Origin of the sequence: Spirosoma aerolatum (assembly GCF_002056795.1) — a bacterium.
GTDB lineage: Bacteria > Bacteroidota > Bacteroidia > Cytophagales > Spirosomataceae > Spirosoma > Spirosoma aerolatum.
The window spans coordinates 2,122,765-2,148,666 of record NZ_CP020104.1 but is presented as its reverse complement, the minus strand read 5'-3'; the positions used below and the strand labels follow the sequence as shown (position 1 = coordinate 2,148,666).

Sequence of the window (25,902 nt, the reverse complement as noted above, 5' to 3'; positions counted from 1 at the left end):
CTCAGCGTACTACTAATTCATCGGTCGGCTATTAAGTGATTATTCCAGTTTAAACGGTCGATTGTCTGGCTCTAACCCATAATTACCTAAATATGGGTTAGAGCCAGACAATTATTATTCAATTGGTTCTAAAGATGCATTATACTTATTACCGTAACTGGAATTACATACACCGGATAGTATTAATAGCCTTCGGGCTTAACAAAACCTTTCGTAAGCGGGCTGATTAGTTTGCCAAACTGAATCAACTCAGGTTCACTCCAGTATTTACCAACAACCTGCACCCCAATTGGCAACCCCTCTTTTCCCAATCCTAAGGGAATTGTCAGGCAGGGATGACCTGTAGCACTAAAACCAGCCACATAAGGCCAAACATAATTGTTATAAATCATTTCTTTGCCATCATACGTAATTCGGCTTCCCAGCTTACAGCGCTTATAAGCAGGCCCATAGGCAACGGGACAAATCAGGAAATCGTATGCTTCGAAAAAGTGTTCCCACCGTTCTGTGATCTGGCTTTTTTGAAACAGCATCTCTCCATAATGGCGCGCTTTCATCCTGAAGGCTTTTTTCATTGCCTTTACCAACTCAGGCGACTCTTTTTTTACCCCTTTCAGAATGCCCAGGAGCAATGACCATTTAAATAACTGCCTGAGAATCCAGGGCATATACTGGGCAATTACATAAGGAAATAAGCCCGCGAAGGTTGAAAGCGATTCATTATACAGCGTTTCATCGGGAATCTTCTTTTCAACCTTCGCTCCCTGGCTCACTAAGGTATCGGCCACGGATTGCACCGCCTTTTGTATTTGCGCACTGGCTTCATGCCCAGGCCATCCGTCGGCCCAGGCAATCCGGTATTCACGAAGTGATTGTTTGACTGATGGTTTCCAGCTTATATCTGGAATAGTACGATCGCTCTCGTGAGGGCCAACAATTACTTTCCAGAGCAACTCAAGATCATCAACGGTTCGGGCTAGTGGGCTCCCCTGAAACATATGAATAATAAACGACTTCGCGTTTTTGGGCAGTGGCCAATTCCCAAATAATGGAACGGTTTTGTCGGTAGGTTTTAAACCATACAATCCGCAGAAATTAGAAGGCACACGCGCTGAACCACCAAAGTCACCTCCTAATTCCAAAGGAGTAAAGCCCGACGCTAAAGCCGCAGCCCCTCCACCTGTACTTCCGCCGGGCGTATACTCAGTATTGTACGGATTCTTACCTTCCGGATAGATATCACCATTTACCTGATAGTCGAGTATATACCTCGGCACATTGGTTTGCCCAAGAATAATAGCACCACTCTTTTTTATTCGGTCAACAATCACGGCATCGGCCGGAGCAACAAAAAACTTAAGTATTCTGGAGTTCAGATTGCTGCTTTTGCCCTTAATCCAAAACATCTCTTTTATAGTGACAGGAACGCCATGCAGCGGCCCTCTGAATCGACCTTCTTGGGCTTCCAGATCACACTGAAAGGCTTCCTGTAGAGCTTCTTCTTCAAAAATAGAAATGAGTGCATTTATAGTATGGTTATGTTTTTTGATCTGATCTAAATGCGCTTGTACGATGGCTACACTTGACGCTTTTCCTTCACGAATCATAGCTGCTAATTCTGTAGCCGACTGATAAATGTACTGACTCATAGGATTTGGGCGAGAGCAGGTTATAGGTTGTGGTATAAAGTCATTAGTAGAAAGTACCCCTATGCAGACACTTGAATGAACCTGTAAATGAACAACATAGATATATTTTTACTTTTCCGGTAAAATACCTGTTTTTAGTCGTTCGCGAAACAGGATGATCCTTATCTTTTGGACAAATGTTATGAGCAACTGCTTCATGGGCGTTTTGTACCAGTTACTCATTTGGGAGTAGTTTACGAATTACACCTTTCGGATGATGTTTTGTGAAAAATGGCGATGGAAATTTGTCAGTACCTAAACCTTTTCAGAAAGAGAACAGGCTTATGGTGATTGGCAGACGCTCTTTGCGAAATTATCTGAAGCTTTTTCGTATTTTTAATTTTAATTCCTTCTGGTGACTTATGCTGCCCACACGTATACTCATTGCCGACGATCACCAACTATTTTTAGACGGTTTGCATAGCCTGCTTGACCGCATTGATGGCTGTGAAGTTATTGGAGAAGCAGGTACTGGCGAAGAAGTGCTGGTTATACTAGCCCAAACCCCTGTTGATTGCGTCCTGCTGGATGTACAAATGCCCGCCCTGAATGGCATTGAGACCACCAAACGGATCAAAAAACAGTTTCCTGGCGTACGGATACTGGCCGTTAGTATGGACAATGATTATGGCACCGTAAGAGCCATGCTTCGTGCCGGTGCCGATGGTTACCTGATTAAAAATGTGGGCAAGGCCGAGTTGGTAAAAGCTCTGGAAGCTGTTGGACATGGCGAAATTTATGTAAGCCCTGAGCTAACGCCTGTTCTGTTTCATGGACTGGCCAATCGTAAGCCCCCAACGCTTTCCTACGTCGAGACACTTACTCAACGGGAGCGAGATGTACTGAAGCTGATTGTGGACGGGCTAACCAATGAACAGATCGCTAAAAAGCTATTTCTGAGCCCGTTGACCGTTAAAACGCACCGTTCCAATATGCTCAGTAAACTTAACTGCACAAACACAGCTGCGCTGGTTAAATACGCTGTAGACAATAACCTGCTGAATAGAGCACCGAAATAATTGTCCAGATCTAAACTGCCGCCTTCTGATCAAGCTGCTCACCTAGTTGCAACCAAGCGAACTGTCATCGTTTTAGGATTTGATTACCTGTTACCATCCACAAAGAGACGGTATCCTAAAACCTGTGCTGAACCTGCTGGAAAGCAGCGAACCTTTCAAGCTTATGAGCCTTACACTGACATAGTCTCTATCAGAGTAAGGCTCATAAAAACTTATAATCGTACCAGACCGAAATACAACTTTCAGGTTCGCAAATTCTGCATTAGCTCATGTATAATCTCACTCTGAGACACAGGCCAGAGCTGGGGCTTGAATTCTACTGACTCCCCATCCGCTTCAAGTATATACTGATCGGGGTCTATGTAAATTGTGGCAAACGGACTGAAATCGCCCGCATTCGTCTCTCTTACCTGGCCCATTACTTTCCTTACTTCTTCGGAGGTTAAATCGAATTCTTTATGCGCTACCTGGATATCGCCAGTCGTAGCCGATTTTTTCGTTAGGGTAAGTATCATTGGCTGCTATGTCTATATGTATCCAGAAGCGGATAACCCGACGAGCAAAGCGCCCTAGAAAGCGTTCACCATTGCTACATCAGCCATTGCAAGAACGGGAGAAGCAGTGAGCGAAGTATATGCGTCAATAGCCGATATGATACCAGCCCCCGAATGCTGATCCCAGCCAGCCGGCCCAATATCGTGTGCCGTTGTGATGAGTGCCTGTTTTATACCATCGTGTGTCAATGTCGGAAAGGCCTGCTTCAACAGGGCTGCAACACCCGCTGCAATTGGTGTAGCTGCTGATGTACCACTATCAGAGGTAAAATAGCCTTTAAAATGCGTAACACTGCAAAAGTCAGGCTTGTGCGGATCAAGAGATGCCGGACCCTGGCTACTATAGCCCACAAACTGTCCGTTTTTATTGACGGCCCCAACCGTCATCACTCTTGGATGGCCATTAGCCCCCCAAATGCTGGCACCAGGCCCCGTGCTGGCTCCACATCGGTTGTCAGGACAGGTACTGCCGCAGTTTCCAGCCGCAAACAGCACAATGATTCCCTCATTAATGGCTTCTACAACAATACGCGAAAAAGGATGGGCAGGGTCATTGACATAATCAGGAGCCCAGCCCGGCTGATACATTCCCCAACTATTGGTCAGCACATGGGGGGTACCCGTAGCCATATGCTGATTTATGGCCCATCGGTAAGCACTGATCGCATTGGACAACATTCCGGGAACAGTGGGACTGGCTATCCGCAGGTCATACAGACGACAGTCGGGTGCCATTCCAAGTACGTCAGTTGCACACATATTGCCATGAAAATTCCAACCTTTGCCAGTGGTGCCCCAATCGGGAGTCCATCCTCCAATTACGTTGTCGATAAGGTTGGCTGGGTTTTCGACTGTCACGGTCGTTCGGCCTTTGGCTGTAATTCCTCCATCAACAACGCCAACGACCATATTGGCCCCACGGAATCCTTTAGCCCATAAGGTACTGACACCCAGAAAATCGGCTACATCGCTCAACGATCCTTTGGCAACACTGGCCGAGCAATCGCAGGGCGGTATGGGACAGGCAAACGGCTCAACCACGGCATCGGACCATATGGCAACCACATCGGGATGACTCAGCGCTATTGCCTGCTGCTCGGCATTCAGGTAATCGGTTCGAACGATCAGGTGCTGATTATCTTCATTCTGAACAAGCATTTCCAGACGCTGTTCAGTAGTAGGCTTAACAGGTACGGGAGCAAACGTAGGATCAGGCCTAATCCCTAAATCGCTCAATATAGTTGTCGAATTTTCGCTGGCCATGCCAAATCCAAGCGTCTGGGGAGCTTTAAGCTCGACCAGTACGCTACGAGGCTGCGGATCTACCTGAGGGGCATTTAGGATCATCGTTTTAGCAGAATACGTTAGAAAATAAATGGTCTTTTTACTGTTCTATGCTTTAGTTACGGAAGCATGGATATGGAGTAGATTTTCGTAATAAACCCAGTTAAAGCCAGCGTCCACCGCCAACCGACCCAATCGACCCAATTTTGATTTATCTAAATCACTAGTGGTAAGGTCTACAGCCCGCCCTTCATAATGGAGGCTGTGGCTACTGGAATGTTCGCCCGTGTCGTCCCAGGCTTCCGTAACACGAAGGCTCACACCAGCTCCCCATTCCGATCGTACTAAATCGGCCAGCCGATCAACGTGCGTTTTGAGAACAGGGGTCATCATTCGGTCTGAACCATCACCTTCCTCGTTTTTGAACACAACCTTCTCATTCTTATTCTCGACCAACGTAGCAAACTCGGGTGTTCCCCGCAGGATTGCTTTGTTGAAGGGACCAGAGGCCAGTGAGTCTTTTTCGGCCCGATCGGGCACTTTCTGCCCAAGCGTCAGGTTTGTAGATTCCAATGCGAAGTCGGCCCTTACGGCTGGTGCGCCTGGGGAATCAGGTGTTTGCGATGTATTTCCTATCCGGGCCAGTAAAGCATTCGTTAGCCCCCCAAAGAGTCGGTTAGCGGCATAGCCAAACACAAGTCCATAGTCGAAAACAATGAGTTTTTGCCAGGTAGTCAACTCGTTCGCAGTACCTGCTTTATCGGTCGGTAAAAGCTGTGAAGCCAATTCCTCAATCCCCTTCAGGCCCCCTCCCACCCAAATATTGATGAGCGGTACAAGAAGTGCTCCCGAAATACCCAGGAGCAGATAAGCAAATAATTCCCAGTGATTGCGTATGAATGCATACAGGCGCTCCCATATACTGCTGGGTGCATCAACACTAAAACTCGCTCCACCCGAATTGGCGTCCGGCGGAAGACGCAACCCTTTAACGAAAACCAGGTAGCCAATTAATCCACCAATTGACCCGGCAAAGGCAAGTAAAGCAACAAAAAACAACATAAAAAAGAGGTTTATTTACAGACTATGGTACTGTCCGTTCACAAAAACCGTTAACGCTGGAATGATATAGTTTAATTACGATATCACCTATCATACCTTCAGAAAAAAGCAACTACTTTTTAGTACTTTCTTTTTCTTTTTTCAAACCAAGAATATCAGTAATGACACCAGGAGAAAACGAAACGCCGATAAATGTTTGTCGCTCATATTTTCGATCGGCATATTTAATAGCATCGCTTATTGAATTAATATTGCCTACACTTGTGACCGACGGGGTTAATGTATTAGCCCAAGTCCAGCCAAAATTAAAATTAAAATTTTTCGAGAAGGCGTAACTGGCACCCAGGTACAAATTCTGAATAGGATCTATTGACAATTTGGCACCACCGAAAATACCGATTCGCTCAGCCGTGTATTTATACAAAACATATCCGGCTGTTTTACCTTTCAAGTTCTGTTTATACACGGGCTCAAATCGATCAATATCCCTACCACCAAATGGGTAAAATGTAAGCATAACAACCAGATTGCTGGTCCACTCTTTTTTCTGAGTGCTATCAAGTGCTACAGTCAGTTGCTGATTTTGCAATTTCACCTGATTTTTATTTAACTGCTGCCCGGAAACGCCTACATGGAAAGCAAAAAAGTTTCTCTCGTGAATGTCCACTTTTAGTGGCTCTTTCTTCTCGTCATACGTAATATTGATGTTACAGGGCGAGTTCAGCTTCTCAGGATTTAACAAAACAAACGTTACTGGAAGTTTGGTAGATGCCGACGACGCATCCATTGCAAGCGAAGGACTTAAAACAGCCTGGGATAATGTTATTAAATCGGCAAGGCTGGTACTGAAAAATGATTTCTTCTTTATTATTTCAATAGTACTATTTTGTAAATCATTTACACCACCTATAAAAACCAGCAAAACATCCTTAGTATTTAACAGATAATCACTCCAATTATTAGTATTATCTATGTAACTTTTATCCTTATGTAAGACAATTATCTCAGTTCTATCTGTATTTTCCCCCTTAAAATTTTCTTCATTAAGCTCATATTTAAAGGCGTGCTTAACTACGACAATAGCCTTGTTAGTTAAATTAACACCCCATGTATTAGAGGTATCAGAAAAAGGCTTAACCAGAGCACCTACATCTCGGTTTCCGCTTACCATATCCTTCACCAAATTATATATTTTCGAGTTATCCTTAAATATATTTTTTCTAAGGGCGGATGTATCTACCGTTGTGCTGGCAGTGTTACTCTGCGCCTGTAAAAATAATGCTCTGCTTAGTAGAAAAGCAGTGAGTATTATAAGTCTGATTGAGTTCATGGCGATTTTATATTAACAGATTGTTTGTTTCTATCAATTTCTGCACGTCAATGAAATTCCAGGCGTAGCAAGCCCATTTACAATAAATGAACTACCGACTTTTTCATCCCATTTACGCAACAAAGTTCACCACTACCAATGCACATAAAATCGCCCAAAAGGTGTATTTTATTAACTACTCCTTTTAGCGTATAAAACCGAGAAAAACCCCATCATTAAAATCGCGGGAATGATACGCTAACGCCCTACGTTTTTTCAGGCCGAAAGGCAAGCAAATTGAAGCCCTTCCATCTGGCAACTCTATTCTAATCGAGATGTAAGCCACCAAGCGATGATCAATGGATGCCATAAACATCAATCACTATTGCTGGCAAACGACTGAATCTTCTGTTGAAATTTATGACCTCCTATTTGCCCAATGGATATCAAGACACCATCTTTGCTGATGTGTAGAATTTTGCGCAGGTGTATGATCACTCATACAAATGCCGTACGCGCTATCCAGAACGGGTTCGTCTGTTCAAACATCAGTGACCTCACGTTAGTGGAAAGCCGCCTGGATACATAGTTCAAGTGCCATCATGTTTCTAGAAAAAATCAAATCTGCAGAATCAGGCGTGTTATTATATGGTATCACGCCACCCAAAGTCGGTACGCTTCCCGAACGCGTTGCCGAGATTGCTCAAAAAACAATGGAGCGACTGGCAACCCTAGACATTGATGCGCTGGTCGTATATGACGTTCAGGATGAATCGGCCCGAACAAAAGAAGAAAGGCCGTTTCCGTTTATAAATGCGCTTGATCCGTTTGCGTTTGCGTCTACGTATTTGGATTCTTTACCCGTCCCGAAAATAATCTACCGCCCTGCGGGAAAATTTTCGGCCTCAGAGCTGTCCGAATGGCTGGAAGGGCTACATACACACAATTTCTATCCAGTTTTTGTCGGCGTACCGGCACCAGATTTCCCCGTAAAAACGAGCCTGCAGGAAGCCTACACGATCTGGAGCAAGTATCAGGACACTTCTGTAATCGGTGCTGTAACCATCCCGGAACGGCATAATGTGCTGAACGATGAAGATGTTCGAATGCTGGACAAGATGAACTGCGGGGTGTCTTACTTTATCTCACAATGCATTTTCAATCTCGAGTATGCGAGGCAGGTTATCGAAGATCTGGCGCTTAGTTGTAACCGACAAAACATAAAACCTCCGACGATCATTTTTACGATTACCGCCTGCGGGTCGGCCAAAACTCTCCAGTTTATGGAATGGCTGGGCATTCATGTACCAGATGAACTGAAGGAAGATCTGAAAACGTCGGACGATATTCTCGAAAAATCGGTAAGAATATGCCTCGATATTGCTTCTGCACTCACCACGTTCTGTATGGAACGCGCCATCCCCTTTGGCTTCAATATCGAAAGTGTAGCCATTCGCAAAGCGGAGATTGAAGCCTCTATTGATATAGCAAACGGTATCGGTCAGATGCTAAAGGCAAAAGGGGTCAGAAAATCGTCGATAGATTCGCAGGTTACTACGGCCATAAACGAATAGCTGGTCAACAGAAAGCCTGTAAAAGCCGGGCTTTCTGTTGACCAGACATTTATATGACAGGCTATCGCCCCATAACGAGCCGGACTTGTGCGGGTGATTGTGGAGCCTCCTGCAATTGAATACCCAATTGTGCAGCCGTAAACTGCGTACGGTCGATGGCTAACGTAATGGTCTGAATACCCTGAGGCAGATCGATGACCGTACCTTGAGCGGTCATTTTCAGGGCTTTCGGGCCAACCCATCCCGTTACACCAATCGTTGATGTAAAACCAAGATCGACGTTGCCTTTGCTAACCACTTCCAGATCGAACCGAACGAAACTGTATCGTTTACCTGGCCCCACTTCCACAATCGGCAATTCATTGATGGGTAGCGCTCCTGATACGGTGCTGTAAATGGGCATGGCCAGTAGTTTCCCAGCATCTTTTGCGGCATAAGCCGTTCCCTCGGTAGCCAGCTTGCGAGCCAGTTCTTTATTGGCCGAAACCATACTCCATCGCCGGACAAACTGAGTAGTGGGCACACGGAACCTACCTGAACCTCCCAGTTTAGACAGGAATCCAATCAGGTTGATAAACTCCTGCTTGTCCAGACCGGCCGTCAGGCCAGAGGGCATCAGGGTACCGGGTGTTTTTTCAATTGTACTGATCTGGCTTTTCGGAATCGCAAAATCCTGACCGCCAACATCCCGTACGACGACTTCCGATAGCCCGTTGCTGACTAGATAGGCCATCATTTCAGAGCCATCTTCTTTGACAATCCGCTGAAGTTCGTAGCCTTCTTTGATCGACAATGACGGGTACAAAACCGAACGAATGATAGTTTCAACCGGCGAGCTAGTACCCAAACTGCTCAAATCCGGGCCGATCCGCCCACCGGCACCACCAATAGCATGGCAGTTCTGGCAGAGCAGTTCACTCTTTCGGAAGACTTGTTCGCCCAGCGCGGGGTCTGCCGACTGGCTGACGGTTTGGGCCAAAGCCGTGATTTCGGGATTACTCAACTGCTGCGGCATTCGTTCCACGGGCAGCGTACCACCAGATGCCTCCAGGGCTTTCTGCAATCGATTCACCTCATCCGACCGCTGCCGGTTAAAGGGTAGATTACGAGCCATCAATTGTCTACCCGATTTGGCAAATGACTCAGGGATTTTTTGGGCCGTGAGGGCGTCAGCCAGCGCCTGAAGCCCCGCCTTCGTGGCAAAAAACGCCAGAAACAGATCGGCAGCGTCCGTTTCTGGTGGTATGGTCCTTAGTAACCCTGTACCGATTCGAGCCGCTTCAGGAGCATCCACCGATACCAACTGGGCCGTAGCCAGCAATCGCAGGACGGGTGTGTTACCTGGGCCGCTGAGACCAATCAGCATTTTTTTCGATTGATCGCTCCCGATGGTCGCTAAGGCCCCTAAAGCTGCTTTCTGAATGGATTTGGTCCCTTTGGGAACGATACTAACCAATCGGTTGCTCAACTCATCCATCTGCCACAGTCCGATTAATCGAATAGCAGCAGTGGCTACCTCTTCGTCATCATTACTGATAAACCCGGCGATACGGCCCAGGTCAGTCGTTGGTTTTACTTTTCGCTGACGGGCGGCATCGGCTAGTGTGGTTAAGCGGGCTACGGTTTGCTTGTCACGTTGGGCATTGCCCTGCACGGCCATATCGAACAACGTATTCAGGTCGTCCGGCTTGCCCCACTTGGCAATCGAAGCCAGTACGTCCTTCTGGTACTCATCGGGTACCTGCCCCTGCCGGTAAAGCTGGGTCAACTGGGCAATAGCCTCCGAATTACTCACTGACTTCAATGCAAAAACGGTTTTGCGTGCATCGCCTAGGAAGGTTGGTTGAGCTTTCAGCCGATTGGCCCACTGCGGTTCAAGCTCACGAACGGTTTGCCAGAGCGCAAAATCCAGGAACTCATCCATTGGCAGATCAAGGGCCATGAGTGCCGCACGAGCCGCTTCGGCCGACTGGAGATTCCGTAAGGCAACAACAGCCTCCAGCCGTACCCGTGGGTGGGCATCCTGTACCGCCTTAGCCAGCAAAGCAGGTTCATCCTTTATTTTTCCATGCCACAACTGAAAGGCCCGTAACGCGGCAGCCCGAGCGTTGTGATCACTGGCGTTCAACAACTTCAGCAGTAAAGGTTCGTTTACGGTATCGAGGGTCTGGTATGTCCACAGCGCTTCCAGCAGCAGGTGTTCGTAGTCGGCTGCTTTCGGGTCCAGTTTGGTTATCCATTGCTCCAGAACGGGAATTACGTCTTTGGCACCGTGCCGTTTGAGCACTTGCTTAGCCTGCAAGCGTGTCCAGTCTTCAGGTTGGCGAAGCGCGTCGAGCAATTCGGCAACCGTCGCTTTTTCCAGTTCAGGCCGTTTGACCAAGGGGCGATTTCTGGCCACAATTCGCCAGATACGTCCGTGTTGCTGGTCGCGACGGGGATCGTGGAAATCGACTTCCCCATGCTGAATGATCGGGTTATACCAGTCGGCAACATAGATAGCGCCATCGGGTCCCACCGAAATATCGACCGGGCGAAACGCGACGTGGTCCGTCCATAGCAAGTCGGCCAATTGTTTCGACGCAAAGCCACTTCCCTGCTCTTCCAATTTAAACCGATTGATCCGGTTAGCCCGAAAGTCGTTGGTAATCAATGTCCCCTGCCAATCATCGGGAAGATGTCGGCCCGAAATAACATCCAGCCCCGAGTGTTTGGGCTGACCGGGATTAAGACCCCGCAGAATCCGTTCAGCACCGGGGGCCGTCAGGAAGGTTGCCCCTGGGAAAGCGTAGTTGATCCCTTCGAAACCAGCCCCATCGGTCATAAACGTTGTTCCCCAGCGGGTAAACTGTAACCCCCAGGGATTCACCAGTCCTTTGGCATAAATATCGAGGTCCAAATGCTCAGGACGCAATCGCCACACGCCACCGCCTTCGAGTCGTTTTATTCCCGATGGCGTTTCGACGTGGCTATAGATGTAGATGGACTGGTTGAAGTACAGGCTCCCTTCTGGCCCCCAACGGAATGTATGAATCAGGTGGTGGGTATCGGCAGTACCAAACCCGCTCAGTATGCGCCGTTTTTTATCCGCTTTGCCATCACCATCGGTATCCGAAAAATGCAGAATTTCGGTCGAATTGGCCACGTACACGCCACCATCGCCCGGAAGAATACCCGTTGGGGTAAGCAGCCCTTCGGCAAAAATCGTCGATTTATCGGCCTTGCCATCCCCATTGGTATCTTCGAGCACAAAAATCTTATCGTTGGCCTGCTCACCCGTTTTCAGGTGCGGATAGGCCGTACTGCTCACTACCCATAGACGCCCCTGGGCATCCCAGTTCATCTGAATCGGCTTGGCTACTAAAGGTTCGGCGGCAAACAAGGTTACCTCGAAGCCATCGGCCAATTTAAACGATTCAAGTTCTTTTTGCACGTCGGGGTCTGGTACATCAGGCGCTTTATCCTGATTGACCAGGGCCGTTGTCAGCACCAGCAACGGAACGAGCAGACTTTTACGGAGTAACGGAAAGAGATGTATAAAACGGTTGCGCGGCCTCATGGTGGGTTACTTTAGCTGAGTAAGGGAATACGTTGCGGGCTTAGGTTGGTTGGTAGCCATAATTTCGCCTTCCAGCCAGGTAATGAGGTAACTTTGCTCCTCCAGCCCTTTTTTATGACGACCCTGCTCGTAAGAACGAAAGCCGATGATGTACGTTTGATTCAGCGGTCGGTACTGGAAGAAATGTAGTTTGTTTTTCTTCTGAACCAGGGCCTGCAACTCCGCCGAGCGCGTAAACGATGGTCCCTGCCGAATGACGATACCGTTGGCCCACTGCTTCGCCGACGCGGTCATTACCTCTTCATTATCAACATGTAACGTATAAAATCCTTTTTTCAGCCCTTTAATGGTCAGCACTTGCCCATTGTCGACGTCCAGAGCCTTGTCATCCTGTTTGGGGGCCGGAAGAGGCAGATTGGCTTCATTAACGATAAAATTAACATTGGCCGTTGCTTTGTCCGTATTCAGCAATTTGATGGGCGTAGCTGATTCTACAGCCTGTTTCACCAGGTCGATGGTAATGCTGTTGGTACGAGGTGGTAGAGCCAGCCCATTTTCAAAGGCTTTAGCCAGATAATAATAGCCCGTTTCGTTGAGGTGAACACCATCATCGGTAATCAGCATTTGCTTACTGGCGTCCTGAATCGGCCGGAACACGTCGATATAGCGTTTTTTTCGCTCAGAAGCCGTCTGGGCAATGGTCGAGGCATAAAGTTCCAGCGCTGCATTTCGTTGGTTTATACTAGCCGATGAGGACAATAATACGGGGATAGGCGACACCAGAATGGTTTGTGCACCAAGCTGTTCAATTTTATCGACTAGCTGATTCAGACCCCGTTTAAAGCGCGACAACCCCGCTTCGCCGTCCTGCGCTTCGACCCCTCCGTAGGCCAGAAAGACGACCGTTGGTTTGGCGTTGGTGAGTTGCTGCATGAGCAGTTCGTATGGTGTAGGCGGAGTGGTTACGTAGCTACGGGCCTCGCCAAACACATTATCGCCCGACCAACCCAGGTTTCGGTACGTAACGTTTCGACCAGGCCAGCGGGTGGTCAGCGCCAATTCAAGGTAGCCGAACTGCACATCATCTTCCATTAGGGAATTGCCCAGAAAAACAACCCGATCCCCATCGGCAAGCCGAAAATCAGGACCAGATCTACCGGAAACCGCTGACGACTGGGCCGAAGCCATCAGGCAGAGCCCTATGAACAATAAACTTGAACAGGTCAATACAATCAACTGCTTTCGCATGGAAGAGTACGGGAGGAGCATTGGTTCTCGATCCTGACAGGAAAGGCGAACTACCTCAAGAAAATACCGGCTTGCTTAGCGGGTTTCATTAAAAAATACAACAAGCCCATCTTTTCCGGCAACGATTATATCCTTTCGTCCGGTGCCGCGAAGATCAGACACCGAAAAGTAAAGCCCAGCCCCTTTACCCTCGCCAAATGGCCCGTAGCTGATAAAATTCTTTGTGAAGGACTCCCCATTCCACTTGAAATAGTATAGCCCCAGGGGGTCATTCGCTCCAGGGTCATTGCCGTTATGAGCCCGGTAACGCTTTCCCGTGATCAACTCGTTCTCGCCATCCTGATCAATATCCACCCATTCCATCGTATGATACTGCGACTGAAACGGGTCGATGGCATGCCGGGTAAAGGTTATGGTTTGATTGACCCTTTTTTGTTCGTACCAGTCCAGTCCGTAATTATGGCCCTGACCAACAATCACATCCATCAGGCCATCCTTGTTCACATCGACCACCAGAATGGGAACACTGGCATGGTCCAGGTTGAAGGTAGGGTGATGTTTCCACAGCGACTTATCAGATCGTTTATCGGGGGCTTCCAGCCAGCCATCAGCCACAATAAAGTCGCCCCGACCATCGCCGTTAATATCCCCAAAACCAAGACCATGCCCATGTTTCTCCGCCACTTTCGTAGCCGAGAACTGCCCTGTGGGTTTCCCGGCCTGATCCAGTACCAGACTATAATATACTAGAGGCAGATTGGGAGTATTGGGCACAATATCGATCCGGCCATCGCCATCAACATCCCAGGCACGAATGGTTTCAACATTGCCCGACTGGGCGAGGTCATGCTCTTTCCATTCGCCGTTATTGCCTGGGTTTTCACGCCAGACCATTTTTTTGCTGAACCATCCCCCCGTTACGTAATCCAGTTTGCCATCGCCATTGATATCGAGAGGGATGGTGGCGAAATCATCGAAGTATTCGCCTTTGCGCTCACTCTGCCCGATCAGATGTCGGTTCAGAAAAGCAGGGCCTTCGTACCAGTAACTTCCCGAAACCAAATCAGGATGCTGATCACCATTGACATCGAATACCCCTACCGATTCAGCACTTTCGGACGCAATCATCTGCTTACGAAAGGTCGCTCGCTTGACCGATTGTCCGAAAATCTGTTGAAAACTACTCAGCAAAATAAGCGCCAGGAAGAGGTGTTGTTTTAGTGTGTTCGCTCGTCGGGTACCCATGACGTAATAAGTCATTGCTTATCAGCTAAAAGTCTGGAACATGCAGTAAATTGTCTACAGAAGGCTACCGGCCAGAAATTTTACTTGGGCAACAACGATTGGCGACCATGTGCAGGTCGGTTCCAACAGGCCATGCTCCACCGCCCCCGGATTGGTTCTACCCTCTGAAACGTGGATACTGGTCAGCGACGAGTTGAACGAAACGGCCATGATCGGCAAGTATAGGCTCGATTTTTGAAGGCGCTACACTCGTAACCTGATTGGATTTTCGATACTTTTAAGTAACCGATTCCTACAAAGGCAAATAGAGTCCGATCAGTGTGGGGAAACAAATAGGTGTGCGGGAACAAAAGACGCTCGTTGCTGCCCAAAACAGGCGCTGGCAACTCGTTTTTATTCCATTGGGCTACCAGCAACCACTACCCGTCGGGGCCGTCCTCGCTGCGTTATCAAGCTGAAAAGCAAGTACTGTATATTCAATCTAACAACTCGACATGAAACATATTCTGTCAATCGTTCTATCGCTGACCAGCTTTCTTGGCTTCGGTCAAGACGTTGAAATTAGCCGACAGATAAATCAAGCCCCCAATATTGCAAAGACAGAGGTAATTAACCAGCCAATCAGTACGACGCTGTCAGGAAATGTAACGATCAGTGGGGTCAATAGAGTTGACAAATTAACCTATCATACCCTCAATACGAGTGGCTCACTATTCATCGGCATTGATCCCGTGAATGGCGACGATACAAAAGAGCCATCGGAATATACTATCCGGACCGAAAGTTTTACGGGCGGGGTAGTGTTTAAAACCTTAGACAAGGCAATCGAATGGATAAACGGCAGTTCGGGTTATAGCTACTTCGTTAGCCTTCGTAATACTACGCCAGCAAATCCGGTTGTGTTGAGTACAGATCACGAGGTCATCAATAAATCAGTTATCCTGTATTCACTAACCTATCCTACACTTGCCTATATGACCCTAAATGCAGGGCTTTATGCCAGTACGGGCACAATGCTGCAACTCGGAACACTCGATCTGACCTTAAATGGATCGAATCGGCTTATAGTAGATGGGGGTGATGTTGTTGTGCAGGGGTCAACAATCCGGCCCTCCGCGTCCTGCGCGAACCTATATGTGATTACGGCAGGAAGAATGTATCTCGACAATTCAACTTATCTGTTTAGCGCCGACAATCAGAGTGTTTTACGACCATCGGGCGGATATGGAGCCCAGGTGAGTGTAGGCATGCACGGCCCTCTGGTGTTTACAATGGGGTCATTTACGGGCCTTTCGCTTATATCCGAAGCCCATAGAGGCTATAATCTGAGTGTGAAATGTAAGGACAATGCAACGTTCCCAGCAACCTTAAATATTGAAGGTGGACTTTTCCAATATGGCCAAACACTGGTACAGGGACAGGCTTATTTCGATCCTACCAATAGCCATTACAAGAGTGTATTACACGGCTCTACGCCGATCCGAACGCCGGATATGACGAGCAACAGCGCGGATCTGACGGGTAGCCTGAAAACGGTGGTCGTCGATGAAAATGGTCGATTTGGGGTACGCGGCAACCGATATACCACCGCCGAGCGCGACGCATTAACGCCCTACGAAGGGCTGGAAATCTACAACCTGACAACGCATACCAAAGAGTTCTGGAATGGAACTACCTGGAAAACCATTCTTACCAACTAGTCTCCTGACACCCGCAAATTGCTCTCTTCCAGACAGTTGCTGACCAGTCCGGGCAAATCAGTGTTTAGTCGATGAATGCGGGGAGGGTTTAGTTTTAGAGCGATCGACGCAACCCGTTAAAGCCCGGTAGGTATGATAGGCTGATTTCCAGATATGGCCTTTAAGCGCTGTTTTCCGTTCAGGGTCTTTGTCTAATCCTTCCTCATACCAGTCGCCATGCACGTGGTCGATCAGGTAGGTCTGTACGTATTGCCAGAGTAATTTGTACTGGTCGAAATAATGCATGGGATCGTTTGGAAACTGATCTGCCATTAGCAGAAGCGTATTTAACCCCTCAGCCTGCGACCACCAGTTTTTGCTTTCATTAATGATGGTCATGCCGGGCTTGTCTTTGAAGTAATAGCCCTGATCGTAAAAGCCACCTACTTTTTTATCCCAGCCGTTGGCCAGCGCATGATCGACCATCCGTTTACCGATCTGCCGGGTTTTGATATCATTTTTAAGCCCCAGAACGTGTGACGCTTCCAGCATCAGATAAGCCGTTTCAACATCGTGGCCAAAGGATACATGATCCAGATTACGGTGTTTCAGAATGGTTGCTTCCGACGAATCGCGGAAGGATACGGGTTTCCAGTCGGGCTGAAAAAACAGAACCAGATTGCCCTTTGGCGATGTGATCACATCCCGAACGAGGTGCAGCATTTCGGCCAGCCGTTCGCGGACGAGCGGGTCAGGCCAAACGGTATAGAGTTCCGTTAGGGCTTCGAGCAAATGAATGGAGCTATTCTGATCTTTGTAGCCCAGATCGGACGTGGAAGGCACCGATGCATCGCGTTTAATCGGCGTTCCATCCCGACGCATGTGCTGAAAATAACCTTTATGCACCGGATCATGGCTGTGCTTTTCGAGCCAGGCAAATGACTTTTTCGCCAGATTCAGGGCCGCCGTATCGTGTGACATGTGATAGTAGGCACTCAGGGCATACAACCCAAACGCATTTCCGTAGACGAGCTTCATATCTCCGCCTTTCACGTTTCCCTTCCGGTCGACCAGATTATAAAAGCCACCATACTCTTTGTCCCACATCACATCCCGCAAAAACAGAAACCCATGCCGGGAATTTTCTTTGTAATATGTAACAGAGGGGTATCGTTCAGCGGCTTTCGCAGTTGTCCAGACATGGCGGGCCTGAGTCACGATCATTTTGTCCTGCGGGCCGGTGGGGGTAAAATCGTAGGTAAACGTACTGAGAAAACCCCCATACTCTTTATCGACCGACTGCGGATACCATTTATTAAGCATTTCATTCTGAATGGATTTCTCCATTTCGGTCGCAATTTGCATCCGCTCATCGACGGGCTTTTGGGCATACGAAAAACGGAGGAATAAAGAAGATGCGAGAACGAGTAAGGTCGTCTTTTTCATATAATCAGGCTAGAGGCAGTCAGGTATGCTGTCGGATAATTTCTCCTTACCTAGAAGTTCTTTCTCCTGGTTTTCTCATCACCCATTCGCTGTTTCTTCAAACTAAGGAACCTGACGCCAGCCATTAATCACGTCAAACCCATCCAAATAATGAATGCCCACCCTTCGGCAGAAGAGCAGGCATTCAAACAGTTTTACAAAACTAACCTATCGTTGATTGCCATTTGAAGATGAATCACGGTTCATCCGGTTGCTATTGCGTTTCATTTTCCGTCCATTGCGGCCCTGCCCCTGCGAATTTCCCTGATTCATGGTCCCGTCATTCATCGTTGCCGAACCCGAACTATTAGTATTGCTGCTTGAGTTCATCGTCCGATCCGTCGATTGCTTATTCATTCGGGCCCGAGGAGGTTGCCCACTACGGCTGGTTGGATCCGATGATCCATTTTGTGCGGCTGATCCATTTGTCCCATTGCCTGTGCCACTACCTGTTGTGGATTGTCCCTGTGCGCTGAAGCTGGCTACCGCCACAAACAACGCTCCTATCATTACGATCTTTTTCATTGATTCTGTTGAGTTATTATGTTTTCATCATCTAACTAGTTGCTCATTCGAATAGTCATGCATTAATCAAAAATTAATCAATAAATGAGCATACGGGGATGGATCACCCAAAACCAAACCTGGCCTTGTGAGTTTAGTTGATATTGCCTTATACGTAGCACTCATGAATAAGGTTAAACCACCATTATCACGCACATACATTCGCATAAAACTCCGTTCTCATCCAACGGCTGCCCCCTGTATTAGTATGCCTATTCGACTGGGTTTGCTTACGGGTTTACTGGGTGTACTCATGTCGGGCTGTACCAAAATCTACCATAGTCGGCGGAGTATTCAGGAATTGGATCAGACCTTTTCTGTAAACAAACAGCAAGCCCTTTTTTACACCGCCCAGAATGGCCATACACAGTCGAAGCAACTAACCAAACCCATATCGGCAGCCCTTTATATACAGAACGATACCTTATTCGTAGAACCGCTGACGGCATCGCTACACCCCAACGACAATAATCCAGTTACGCTGGATGTGTCCGACTCATCATTCGTGTTTTTTGTCAATCCGAAACCAAAGCAAATTCCGGTCGATGGCAAAAGTCCCTGGTTTCGCTACCACTTTATGTCGTTCGATATGGATCTGGTGACGATCCCGTTCAAATACCGACTGGCACAACAAGGCCAGCCGCCCGAACTGACTACCAACGCCAACGCTGCGCTTTATGTGGGTCTTCGCTTCGATCAGGGGTATCAGCGGAATGTGTTTTATCATCATCAGCAGCGGTCCGATATTCGCTCATTTAGTCTGGGCATCGGCGCACTTATGGGCATTGGCTCAGCCACTGTGGGGCCTTTTTCAACGATGGACCAGGTGACAGACGACTATGAAGGGGCCTGTCTGAGTTATGGGCTGGCAACTATTTTTGGCTACCGGGCTGTTAGCCTGGGGCTTGCGTTTGGCTATGATACCCTGCTTGACCGCAATCGTGCCAGTTGGATTTACCAGCATAAACCCTGGCTGGGCATCACCATTGGTCTAAATTTAAATTAACACCTCTATTTACAAGTTCACGTCTAAAAAAACACGTTATGGAAGCTTCATTCAATCCGTCAGAACATACGCACAAAGGCTTTTTTGAGCGATTTTCATCTGCTGTTGCCAAAGCCACAGGCTCATCGGCCGCCTTTATTCTGGCAATGGCATCCGTTATTGTCTGGGCCGCTTTAGGGCCCGTTTTTGGCTATTCCGAAAACTGGCAACTCGTAATCAATACCGGAACGACCATTATTACTTTTTTGATGGTATTTGTTATCCAGAAAGCGCAGAACAAGGAATCGTTATCGGTTCAGCTCAAACTCAATGAATTGATTGCCGCAACTAAAGGAGCCAGTAACCGATTGGTAGCCAGCGAAAACCTGAGCGAAGAAGAACTGGAGATTCTCTACAAACATTACTGCGCGATGGCAGAGTTGACGAAACAAACCAGCGACTTACGCAAATCGCACTCGGTAGAGGAAGCAATTGAGAAGACGGAAGAAAAACTAGGGGCACAGGTGCGCGAAGTAGCCCATAAAAAAACGACTCATAAAAAAGCATGATAGAAAATCTACCATGCTTTCCAACCAACCTACAATAAACATATTACCTATCTTGCTTTATTCGCTTTTGCCTGGTCTGCGATCATTTTTCTGAGTAGCCACTGGCTTTGTTTGTGCCACAAACTCGATAAAATCGACGCGGGCGGTTTCTGTGCCATCGGCCACGCCCGTTAGCTCAATCGCATCGCCCGTGTTTATTTTTACATTGGGAATGGTTTTTCGTCGCCAGCAGTCTACATCCTCGCTGAGCTTCCACGCAGCTTTTTGCTTGCCAGCCACAGCCAGTGATAAATTACCCTGACCCCCTTTTTCATCAACATAAGAAACCACCACATCATATACGCCCGATGGCTGGTTGAACGTCGACCTGGCGGTTCCTTTTCCAGTTGTCTGCACGCATTTTTCAATCAGGAATTTATCAGGCGTATAGCCAGCCAAGGTCATATCTTCGGCTTCGACCCCCAGGATGGGTGTAAAACCGGCTACCCCTGCTTCGCTCAGGCCATTCCGAACCGCTCGCAGATTCGAGTACGGTGATCCATCGTAGTGTTTGATACCAATGCCTTTCGAGCCGTTTTCAACCGAAATTTTAATGCTCGATTTGATAATTTCTGGCGTGGTGAGTAACCGAGTGGGTACACCGGGAATAATCCGAATGTCGTTGCCCATAAAATACTGGGTGGTCAGTATCCGCGATTTACGGTCCGATTTCTGATAGCCGTTCTGTTCGGTGTGGGTCGAGAGGTGAACCGAGTTGATGTTTCCTTTCAGTTCTTCCAGCGTTAAGCCCGAAGTGCGATCGTTCAGGTCGTTCAGCCGGAAGTCGATAGCCGGATTTTCATGGTGAATTTTATCGGTTACCTCCTTGTAAATCTCGGTGGTACAGTCCCGTCGGAATTTACGCCAGTTGCTCAACTGCGGTTCGGCGTAGGGGTTGTCTTTCAGAACGGGCATAGCCGCTTCCATATCGAAACCCATTGCTTTGGCCTTATGCTTGCAGGAGCTACAAAAACAGGAGCCACCTTTTACCGGATCGTCGGACCGGCTGAACAGCAGCATACAGGTCTGGATATAATCGACATCGTAATGCCTCGCCAGATCGGTATAGAGTGTGGTCAGATACGCCCGTACATCCGGATTATTGGTGCAGGGCCGATCGACAGGCTTATCGTTTATATCGCGCTGTTTGTATTCGGGATGCGCGTTCAGCACTTCGACGGGTATATACGTATGTGATACTTCAACCCCGGCCCGTAAGCCACGTGCGTGGGCTTTGTCGAGCACGATTTTCAGCCAGTCGGTATCATTTAGCCACGACTCGCGCGACATCAGGGGCTTGATTTTGCCGTACATGGCCATATCCGGCTTGAAATACGCGCGGGAATCTTCGGCATCCCACTGCGACCGAACCGGATTGTGGATAAACGTGAATGTACCGGGCAGTTTGTCGTTGTTGAACGGCCGGTGTTCTTCATGCATCACGGCAATCAGGTACACCGAATTGACGCCCGCAATTCGGGTCATATTGTCCAGAATCAGGTCCATCCCTTCGTCGTGTACTTCCCAGGGATAAATACTGCCCGTCACCTCGAAAGCCGGAGCCGGAACATTCGATCGTTTTAGAGCCTGAGCCTGCCCCCCTTGAACACACAGGCAAAACAGGGCTGCCAGAAGATAGCGTTTAGTAAGAGTCATCAATGTCATGAGGTTTACTATATAAAAAGTTGAGTTTAGACCGCTTCCTATCCATACGACTTAGTCGACCAGCGTCGGTACGTTGGGCTTTTTCTTCGCCCTCGTCAGCACAGCTACCGCCAGGGCTACCAGTAAAGCAACAAGGCCAATCAAATACGTATAGCCCTTCGATAAATCAGGTGTAGCTGCCGATTTAGCCCCCGTTACCAGTTCATAAACCGGAATAATCCACTTGAACACATACGCCTGAGCCAGCGTGAGCACACAGATAAAGACCAGCATGATGAAACTGTGCTTCACCGTAAACCGGAACAAATCCGACTCTTTCCCCACCAGATCACCAGCCGCTGCCGCCACCGCAATCGACTGGGGCGAAATCATTTTACCCACCACGCCCCCCGATACATTGGCCCCCACACTCACCACCGGGTCGACCCCGATGGAGTGAGCCGTGGCATACTGCAACTTGCTGAACAGGGCATTGGCCGACGTATCCGACCCGGTGATAAACACGCCCAGCCACCCCAGCACCGGCGCGAAAAAGGGGAACCAACTCCCCGTGCTAGCCAGTACCCGCGCCAGGGTCAGGGTAATCCCCGAATCATTCACCAGGTAGGCAAACCCCAGCACCGAAGCCACCGTCAGGGTCGGAAACCGTAGCTGATACAGGGTAGCACCAAAGACTTGTAACCCCTGCCGGTAGCTCAGCCCCACCAGCGGAATGGCTACCAGCGAGGCAATCAGAATGGCCGTACCAGCCGCTGAGAGGTAGTTGAACTTGAAAACCTTAGCCAGCAACGTACCATCCTGTCCCTGAATGGCATTGTGCAGACCCGGAAACTCGAACTGAAGTTGCCCATGCGCATTCAGTACCTCTTTGATCGACTGCAAGCCCCAGAAAATCACCATGATCGTCAGCAGCAGGAACGGGCTCCAGGCTCGCAGTAACTCCCCACCCGAATAGTGAATCGAGCTATCGAAGCTAGCCGCCGGTTCGTTGGCGAACCGCCAGATGGTTTTGGGTTTCCAGAACCGTAGAAACGTCATCAGACAGATAATCGACCCTAGTCCGGCAATCACATCGGGCAGGGCAGGACCCAGAAAATTGGAAGACAGGTATTGCAACAGGGCAAAGGCTCCTCCCGACACCAGCACGGCGGGCATCACCTCCCGGGCCTTCCTGAATCCGGCAATGATGGTTACCAGGTAAAACGGCAGGATCACCGACAGAATAGGCAGGGTTCTGCCCACCATCTGGGAAATGGGCAGTTCGGGAATGCCCGAGACCTGGGAGGCCACCGTGATGGGAATACCGATGGAGCCAAAGGCAACGGGAGCGGTGTTGGCAATCAGGCAGATGCCGGAGGCATAGAGGGGGTTGAAGCCTAGTCCGACCAGCATGGCAGCGGTGATGGCCACGGGCGCGCCGAATCCAGCGGTGCCCTCCAGGAAAGCGCCGAAGGAGAAGGCGATGAGCAGGGCCTGGAGTCGTCGGTCGGAAGTGATGGAAGCCATGAAGTGTTTGATGATGTCGAACTGTCCGGCCTTAACGGTGAGGTTAAAGAGGAAAACGGCCATGGTCACCAGCCAGCAGATGGGAAACAGGCCATAGAGTGCCCCATGTAGAATGGAAAGCCCAGCCAGTTGAGGGGGCATTTTATAGACGGCCATGGCAATGCCTGAAGCAATCACAATGGCCATCAGGGATGCCTGATAGCCTTTCATCTTTCGGATGATAAGCGCCCAGAAAATGAACAGGATGGGCAGCGAAGCCAGCAGCGCCGATAAAAAGAGGTTGTCAAACGGGTCGATTACTTGTTTCCAGACCATAGTTAAATGAATTAAAACAAATGGAACACGGATGATTATGATCAGTTTTTGTCATTCCGACGAAGGAGGAATCTTACATTATTCCTATTTGAGAGTAAGGAAGTCTTAAGATTCCTCCTTCGTCGGAATGACAGAAACTGATCATAATCATCCTAAAAATGTCGGGGTCGTCCGGGCGGTTCTATAGCTAAACCATTCGTATACAATAGCCGCTTCGATTGAGAACGTACTCAACGATTTCAGTTTTGCATGTCCCATTTTTTGTCGGTTTTCTCGCCCATATCCAGCACCAGCGTGCCGCCCTGCATCAGGTCATCATGCGTAAACGAAAGCGAGGTCAGTGGCTTGCCGTTCAGCGTAGCCGACTGAATGTACTTGTTGGTACGGGACGATTTGGGAGCCGATATGGTAAATGTCTTGCCGTTAGGCAGTGCCACACTAACTTTGGTGAACAGCGGGCTGGTGATCGAATAGCGGGGAATACCGGGCGTGGTTGGATAAAAACCCATCGCCGAAAAAACCACAAACGACGACATCGAACCACCATCCTCATCGCCGGGAACCCCGAAAATGGTATCCTGAAACCAGGTGTCCAGCAGCAGCCGGGTGTACTTCTGGGTTTTCCAGGATGCGTTGGTGTAGTTGAACAGGTAGGGAATAAAAAACGTCACCTGATTGCCCATCGCAAACTGGCCAATCATGCCCGTCTGGTTGGGCCACATTTCCCAAAATACGGGTTTGCTTTTCTCCATGCCTTCGCGGAAAAGCTGATCCAGATTCTGTTCCATTTTTTCGGGGCCACCCATTAGCTCCCGTAAGCCGGAGAGGTCCTGCTGGGCATTCCACATGTAGCTCCAGCCGTTGTTCTCGTTGTAGTAATCGAACCCGTTATGCCCTCCGTCGAATTTCGGGTCGATGTCGATCCAGTTACCCTGGGCATCTTTCGGGATGAACATGTTGTATTTGGGGTTCCACAGATTCCGGTAGTTCTGTGTTCGGGGAGCATATTTAGCGTAGACAGTTTCGTTACCCAACGTTTTGGCCATCTCACTCAAGGCCCAGCTATCGTAACAATCGCCCAGGGTTATGGCCACGGCCGACCGTTTCTGACCGGGCTTCTGGGAGGCAAACGCATCGGTCTCTTTTTCGCCGGGACGAAGCGCTGGATAATAGCCACTCTTCGCATAGAAGTCTTCCAGATCACCTTTTGGACCATTACGGAACGGGAGCATGGTGGCCTGTTCGGCGTTTTTGAGCATCCCTTCAAACGCAGCTTTAACATCGAAATTACGTATCCCCTTGCGATAGGCATCCAGAAATACAACGCTCGATTTGAAACCAAACATCCCCGGTCGATCACCATACGGTTTCGGGTATTCCGGCATCCAGCCGCTTTCCTTGTACATCCGCACATAGGATTCCAGCATGTCGGCTTCGCCTTTCGGATTCAGGATAATTTGCAGCGGGTGTAGAGCCAGGTAATTGCCCCAGGTGTAATCGTCGGTGTAGAACGGGCGCGAATCGGTATGCACCTGCTTGTCGTAGCCACTGTAGTATTTCCCCCCTTCGGTCATGTCGACCATGCGGGCGTAACAGCGGTACAGGGATGTATAAAACGTGCGTTTCTGCGCTTCGGTACCACCTTCTACGGTGATTTTTCCGATGGCTTTGGCCCAGGCAGCCTGTCCATTAGCCTTTTGCTGGTCGAAACTGACGCCCGTGAGTTCGGCTTCCAGATTCTTCTTCGCCTGTTCAACGCTAATAAACGAAACTCCATACCGAAACTCGACTACTGGACCGTCTGACTCAGAATAACTTGCATAGGCCCGTTCACCCGGCACTTTTTTCGGTTTTTCAGGAATACCACTCACCGTATAGCGTCCCCAGTCTTTTTCGCCGTCGCGCTTGCCGGTTTGAGGCTTGCCTGTAAACACACCGTACAGGTAGGCCATGCCCTTCTGTTCATGAATCGCATCGTTCACAAACTCGGTGCCCACAACGGCGTTTCCGTTCTGAAAATCGTAGGTACCGTTGGCATAATTGTGCGACAGGAGCAGGTTTTTCTTAACACCCGCCGGAAAGGTAAAGCGATAAATACCCGTCCGCGCACCCGGTGTAAACTCCAGCAGAATGTCATCGTCGGTCAGTTTGACGGAGTAATACCAGGGGCGCGTCACTTCCAGATCGTGGTCGTAGGTGAGCCGACGGAACCAGGCCGTATCGGCTAGCGCCCCTTTGGCGGGTTTGATGGCGAAGACCATCTGGGGCGTAATGATGTTCTGCGACAGCATCGGAAAGTCCGTGATCTGCATGTCGAGGTGGTCCTGCCGATGCGGAAACACGCGCACCATCTGATTGGGCAAATGCGCTACAGGCCGATTGGTATTCAGCAGCGGGGCCACATTGCCAATGGTCGGGTCGATGTAGTTCAGAGCCGGATTAATCGGTTTGCCAGGTTGCGCCCAACCGACCTGAGCCACTAAAACGCTTAGCAGCAAACCGGCCAGCCCTCGCTTTATTCCTGATTGATTGTGCGTTGCCATTGTCATGAGG

At 48.9% G+C, this 25,902-nt stretch carries 19 protein-coding genes; 5 read left to right on the top strand and 14 right to left on the bottom strand.

Going from position 1 to position 25,902, the window contains the following annotated elements:
• Nucleotides 1–182: 182 nt before the first annotated feature.
• Nucleotides 183–1,649 carry an amidase gene (locus B5M13_RS08660; protein WP_080055301.1) on the bottom strand — a complete coding sequence of 489 codons (1,467 nt, stop codon included), beginning with the start codon at nt 1,647–1,649 and terminating at the stop codon, nt 183–185.
• 401 nt (nt 1,650–2,050) lie between these two features.
• Between B5M13_RS08660 and B5M13_RS08655 the strand changes: the two genes are divergently transcribed.
• The gene (locus B5M13_RS08655; protein ID WP_080055300.1) at nt 2,051–2,707 is read left to right on the top strand and encodes a response regulator; all 657 of its coding nucleotides are present in this window, start codon (nt 2,051–2,053) and stop codon (nt 2,705–2,707) included.
• A gap of 242 nt (nt 2,708–2,949) precedes the next feature.
• Here the strand turns inward: B5M13_RS08655 and B5M13_RS08650 are convergent, their stop codons facing one another.
• From B5M13_RS08650 to B5M13_RS08635, 4 genes are all read right to left on the bottom strand, one after another.
• Nucleotides 2,950–3,222, bottom strand: coding sequence for a hypothetical protein (locus B5M13_RS08650; protein WP_080055299.1), 273 nt, complete (start codon nt 3,220–3,222; stop codon nt 2,950–2,952).
• Nucleotides 3,223–3,276: 54 nt separating this feature from the next.
• Nucleotides 3,277–4,608, bottom strand: a complete 1,332-nt coding sequence (locus B5M13_RS08645; RefSeq protein ID WP_080055298.1) for a S8 family peptidase — start codon at nt 4,606–4,608, stop codon at nt 3,277–3,279.
• Nucleotides 4,609–4,653: 45 nt separating this feature from the next.
• Entirely contained in the window at nt 4,654–5,607 is a 954-nt protein-coding gene (locus tag B5M13_RS08640) for a hypothetical protein (RefSeq protein WP_080055297.1), read from the bottom strand.
• A gap of 112 nt (nt 5,608–5,719) precedes the next feature.
• Nucleotides 5,720–6,937, bottom strand: a complete 1,218-nt coding sequence (locus tag B5M13_RS08635) for a hypothetical protein (RefSeq protein ID WP_080055296.1) — start codon at nt 6,935–6,937, stop codon at nt 5,720–5,722.
• A 581-nt stretch (nt 6,938–7,518) separates the two neighbouring features.
• On the opposite strand from B5M13_RS08635, the gene B5M13_RS08630 reads away from it, so the two are divergent.
• Entirely contained in the window at nt 7,519–8,490 is a 972-nt protein-coding gene (locus tag B5M13_RS08630) for a methylenetetrahydrofolate reductase (protein WP_080055295.1), read from the top strand.
• A 61-nt stretch (nt 8,491–8,551) separates the two neighbouring features.
• On the opposite strand, the gene B5M13_RS08625 is transcribed toward B5M13_RS08630, so the two are convergent.
• From B5M13_RS08625 to B5M13_RS33380, 4 genes are all read right to left on the bottom strand, one after another.
• Nucleotides 8,552–12,049: a PVC-type heme-binding CxxCH protein gene (locus B5M13_RS08625; protein WP_245859871.1), complete on the bottom strand. Its 3,498-nt coding sequence runs from the start codon at nt 12,047–12,049 to the stop codon at nt 8,552–8,554.
• 6 nt (nt 12,050–12,055) lie between these two features.
• The gene (locus tag B5M13_RS08620; protein WP_080055294.1) at nt 12,056–13,297 is read right to left on the bottom strand and encodes a GDSL-type esterase/lipase family protein; all 1,242 of its coding nucleotides are present in this window, start codon (nt 13,295–13,297) and stop codon (nt 12,056–12,058) included.
• A 75-nt stretch (nt 13,298–13,372) separates the two neighbouring features.
• Nucleotides 13,373–14,425, bottom strand: a complete 1,053-nt coding sequence (locus B5M13_RS08615) for an FG-GAP repeat domain-containing protein (protein WP_245860060.1) — start codon at nt 14,423–14,425, stop codon at nt 13,373–13,375.
• Nucleotides 14,426–14,596: 171 nt separating this feature from the next.
• On the bottom strand, nt 14,597–14,752 hold the full coding sequence (locus tag B5M13_RS33380) for a hypothetical protein (RefSeq protein WP_155297215.1): 156 nt from the start codon (nt 14,750–14,752) through the stop codon (nt 14,597–14,599).
• Nucleotides 14,753–15,036: 284 nt separating this feature from the next.
• Here B5M13_RS33380 and B5M13_RS08610 point away from each other — a divergent pair, with 284 nt between their 5' ends.
• Entirely contained in the window at nt 15,037–16,242 is a 1,206-nt protein-coding gene (locus B5M13_RS08610; protein ID WP_080055293.1) for a hypothetical protein, read from the top strand.
• A 57-nt stretch (nt 16,243–16,299) separates the two neighbouring features.
• Here the strand turns inward: B5M13_RS08610 and B5M13_RS08605 are convergent, their stop codons facing one another.
• A complete protein-coding gene (locus tag B5M13_RS08605) occupies nt 16,300–17,667 on the bottom strand; it encodes an AGE family epimerase/isomerase (RefSeq protein ID WP_080055292.1) in 1,368 nt (455 codons plus the stop codon).
• Between the two features lie 207 nt (nt 17,668–17,874).
• Nucleotides 17,875–18,231, bottom strand: a complete 357-nt coding sequence (locus tag B5M13_RS08600) for a hypothetical protein (protein ID WP_080055291.1) — start codon at nt 18,229–18,231, stop codon at nt 17,875–17,877.
• Between the two features lie 247 nt (nt 18,232–18,478).
• On the opposite strand from B5M13_RS08600, the gene B5M13_RS08595 reads away from it, so the two are divergent.
• Both B5M13_RS08595 and B5M13_RS08590 read left to right on the top strand, forming a co-directional pair.
• Nucleotides 18,479–19,276, top strand: coding sequence for a hypothetical protein (locus B5M13_RS08595; protein WP_080055290.1), 798 nt, complete (start codon nt 18,479–18,481; stop codon nt 19,274–19,276).
• 38 nt (nt 19,277–19,314) lie between these two features.
• Nucleotides 19,315–19,824, top strand: coding sequence for a low affinity iron permease family protein (locus B5M13_RS08590; RefSeq protein ID WP_080055289.1), 510 nt, complete (start codon nt 19,315–19,317; stop codon nt 19,822–19,824).
• Between the two features lie 57 nt (nt 19,825–19,881).
• Here the strand turns inward: B5M13_RS08590 and B5M13_RS08585 are convergent, their stop codons facing one another.
• The 3 genes from B5M13_RS08585 to B5M13_RS08575 form a co-directional block, all read right to left on the bottom strand.
• Nucleotides 19,882–21,519, bottom strand: a complete 1,638-nt coding sequence (locus tag B5M13_RS08585; RefSeq protein WP_080055288.1) for a glycoside hydrolase family 10 protein — start codon at nt 21,517–21,519, stop codon at nt 19,882–19,884.
• A gap of 60 nt (nt 21,520–21,579) precedes the next feature.
• Nucleotides 21,580–23,349, bottom strand: a complete 1,770-nt coding sequence (locus B5M13_RS08580; RefSeq protein ID WP_080055287.1) for an L-lactate permease — start codon at nt 23,347–23,349, stop codon at nt 21,580–21,582.
• Between the two features lie 239 nt (nt 23,350–23,588).
• A complete protein-coding gene (locus B5M13_RS08575; protein ID WP_245859869.1) occupies nt 23,589–25,892 on the bottom strand; it encodes a GH92 family glycosyl hydrolase in 2,304 nt (767 codons plus the stop codon).
• Nucleotides 25,893–25,902 lie beyond the last annotated feature (10 nt).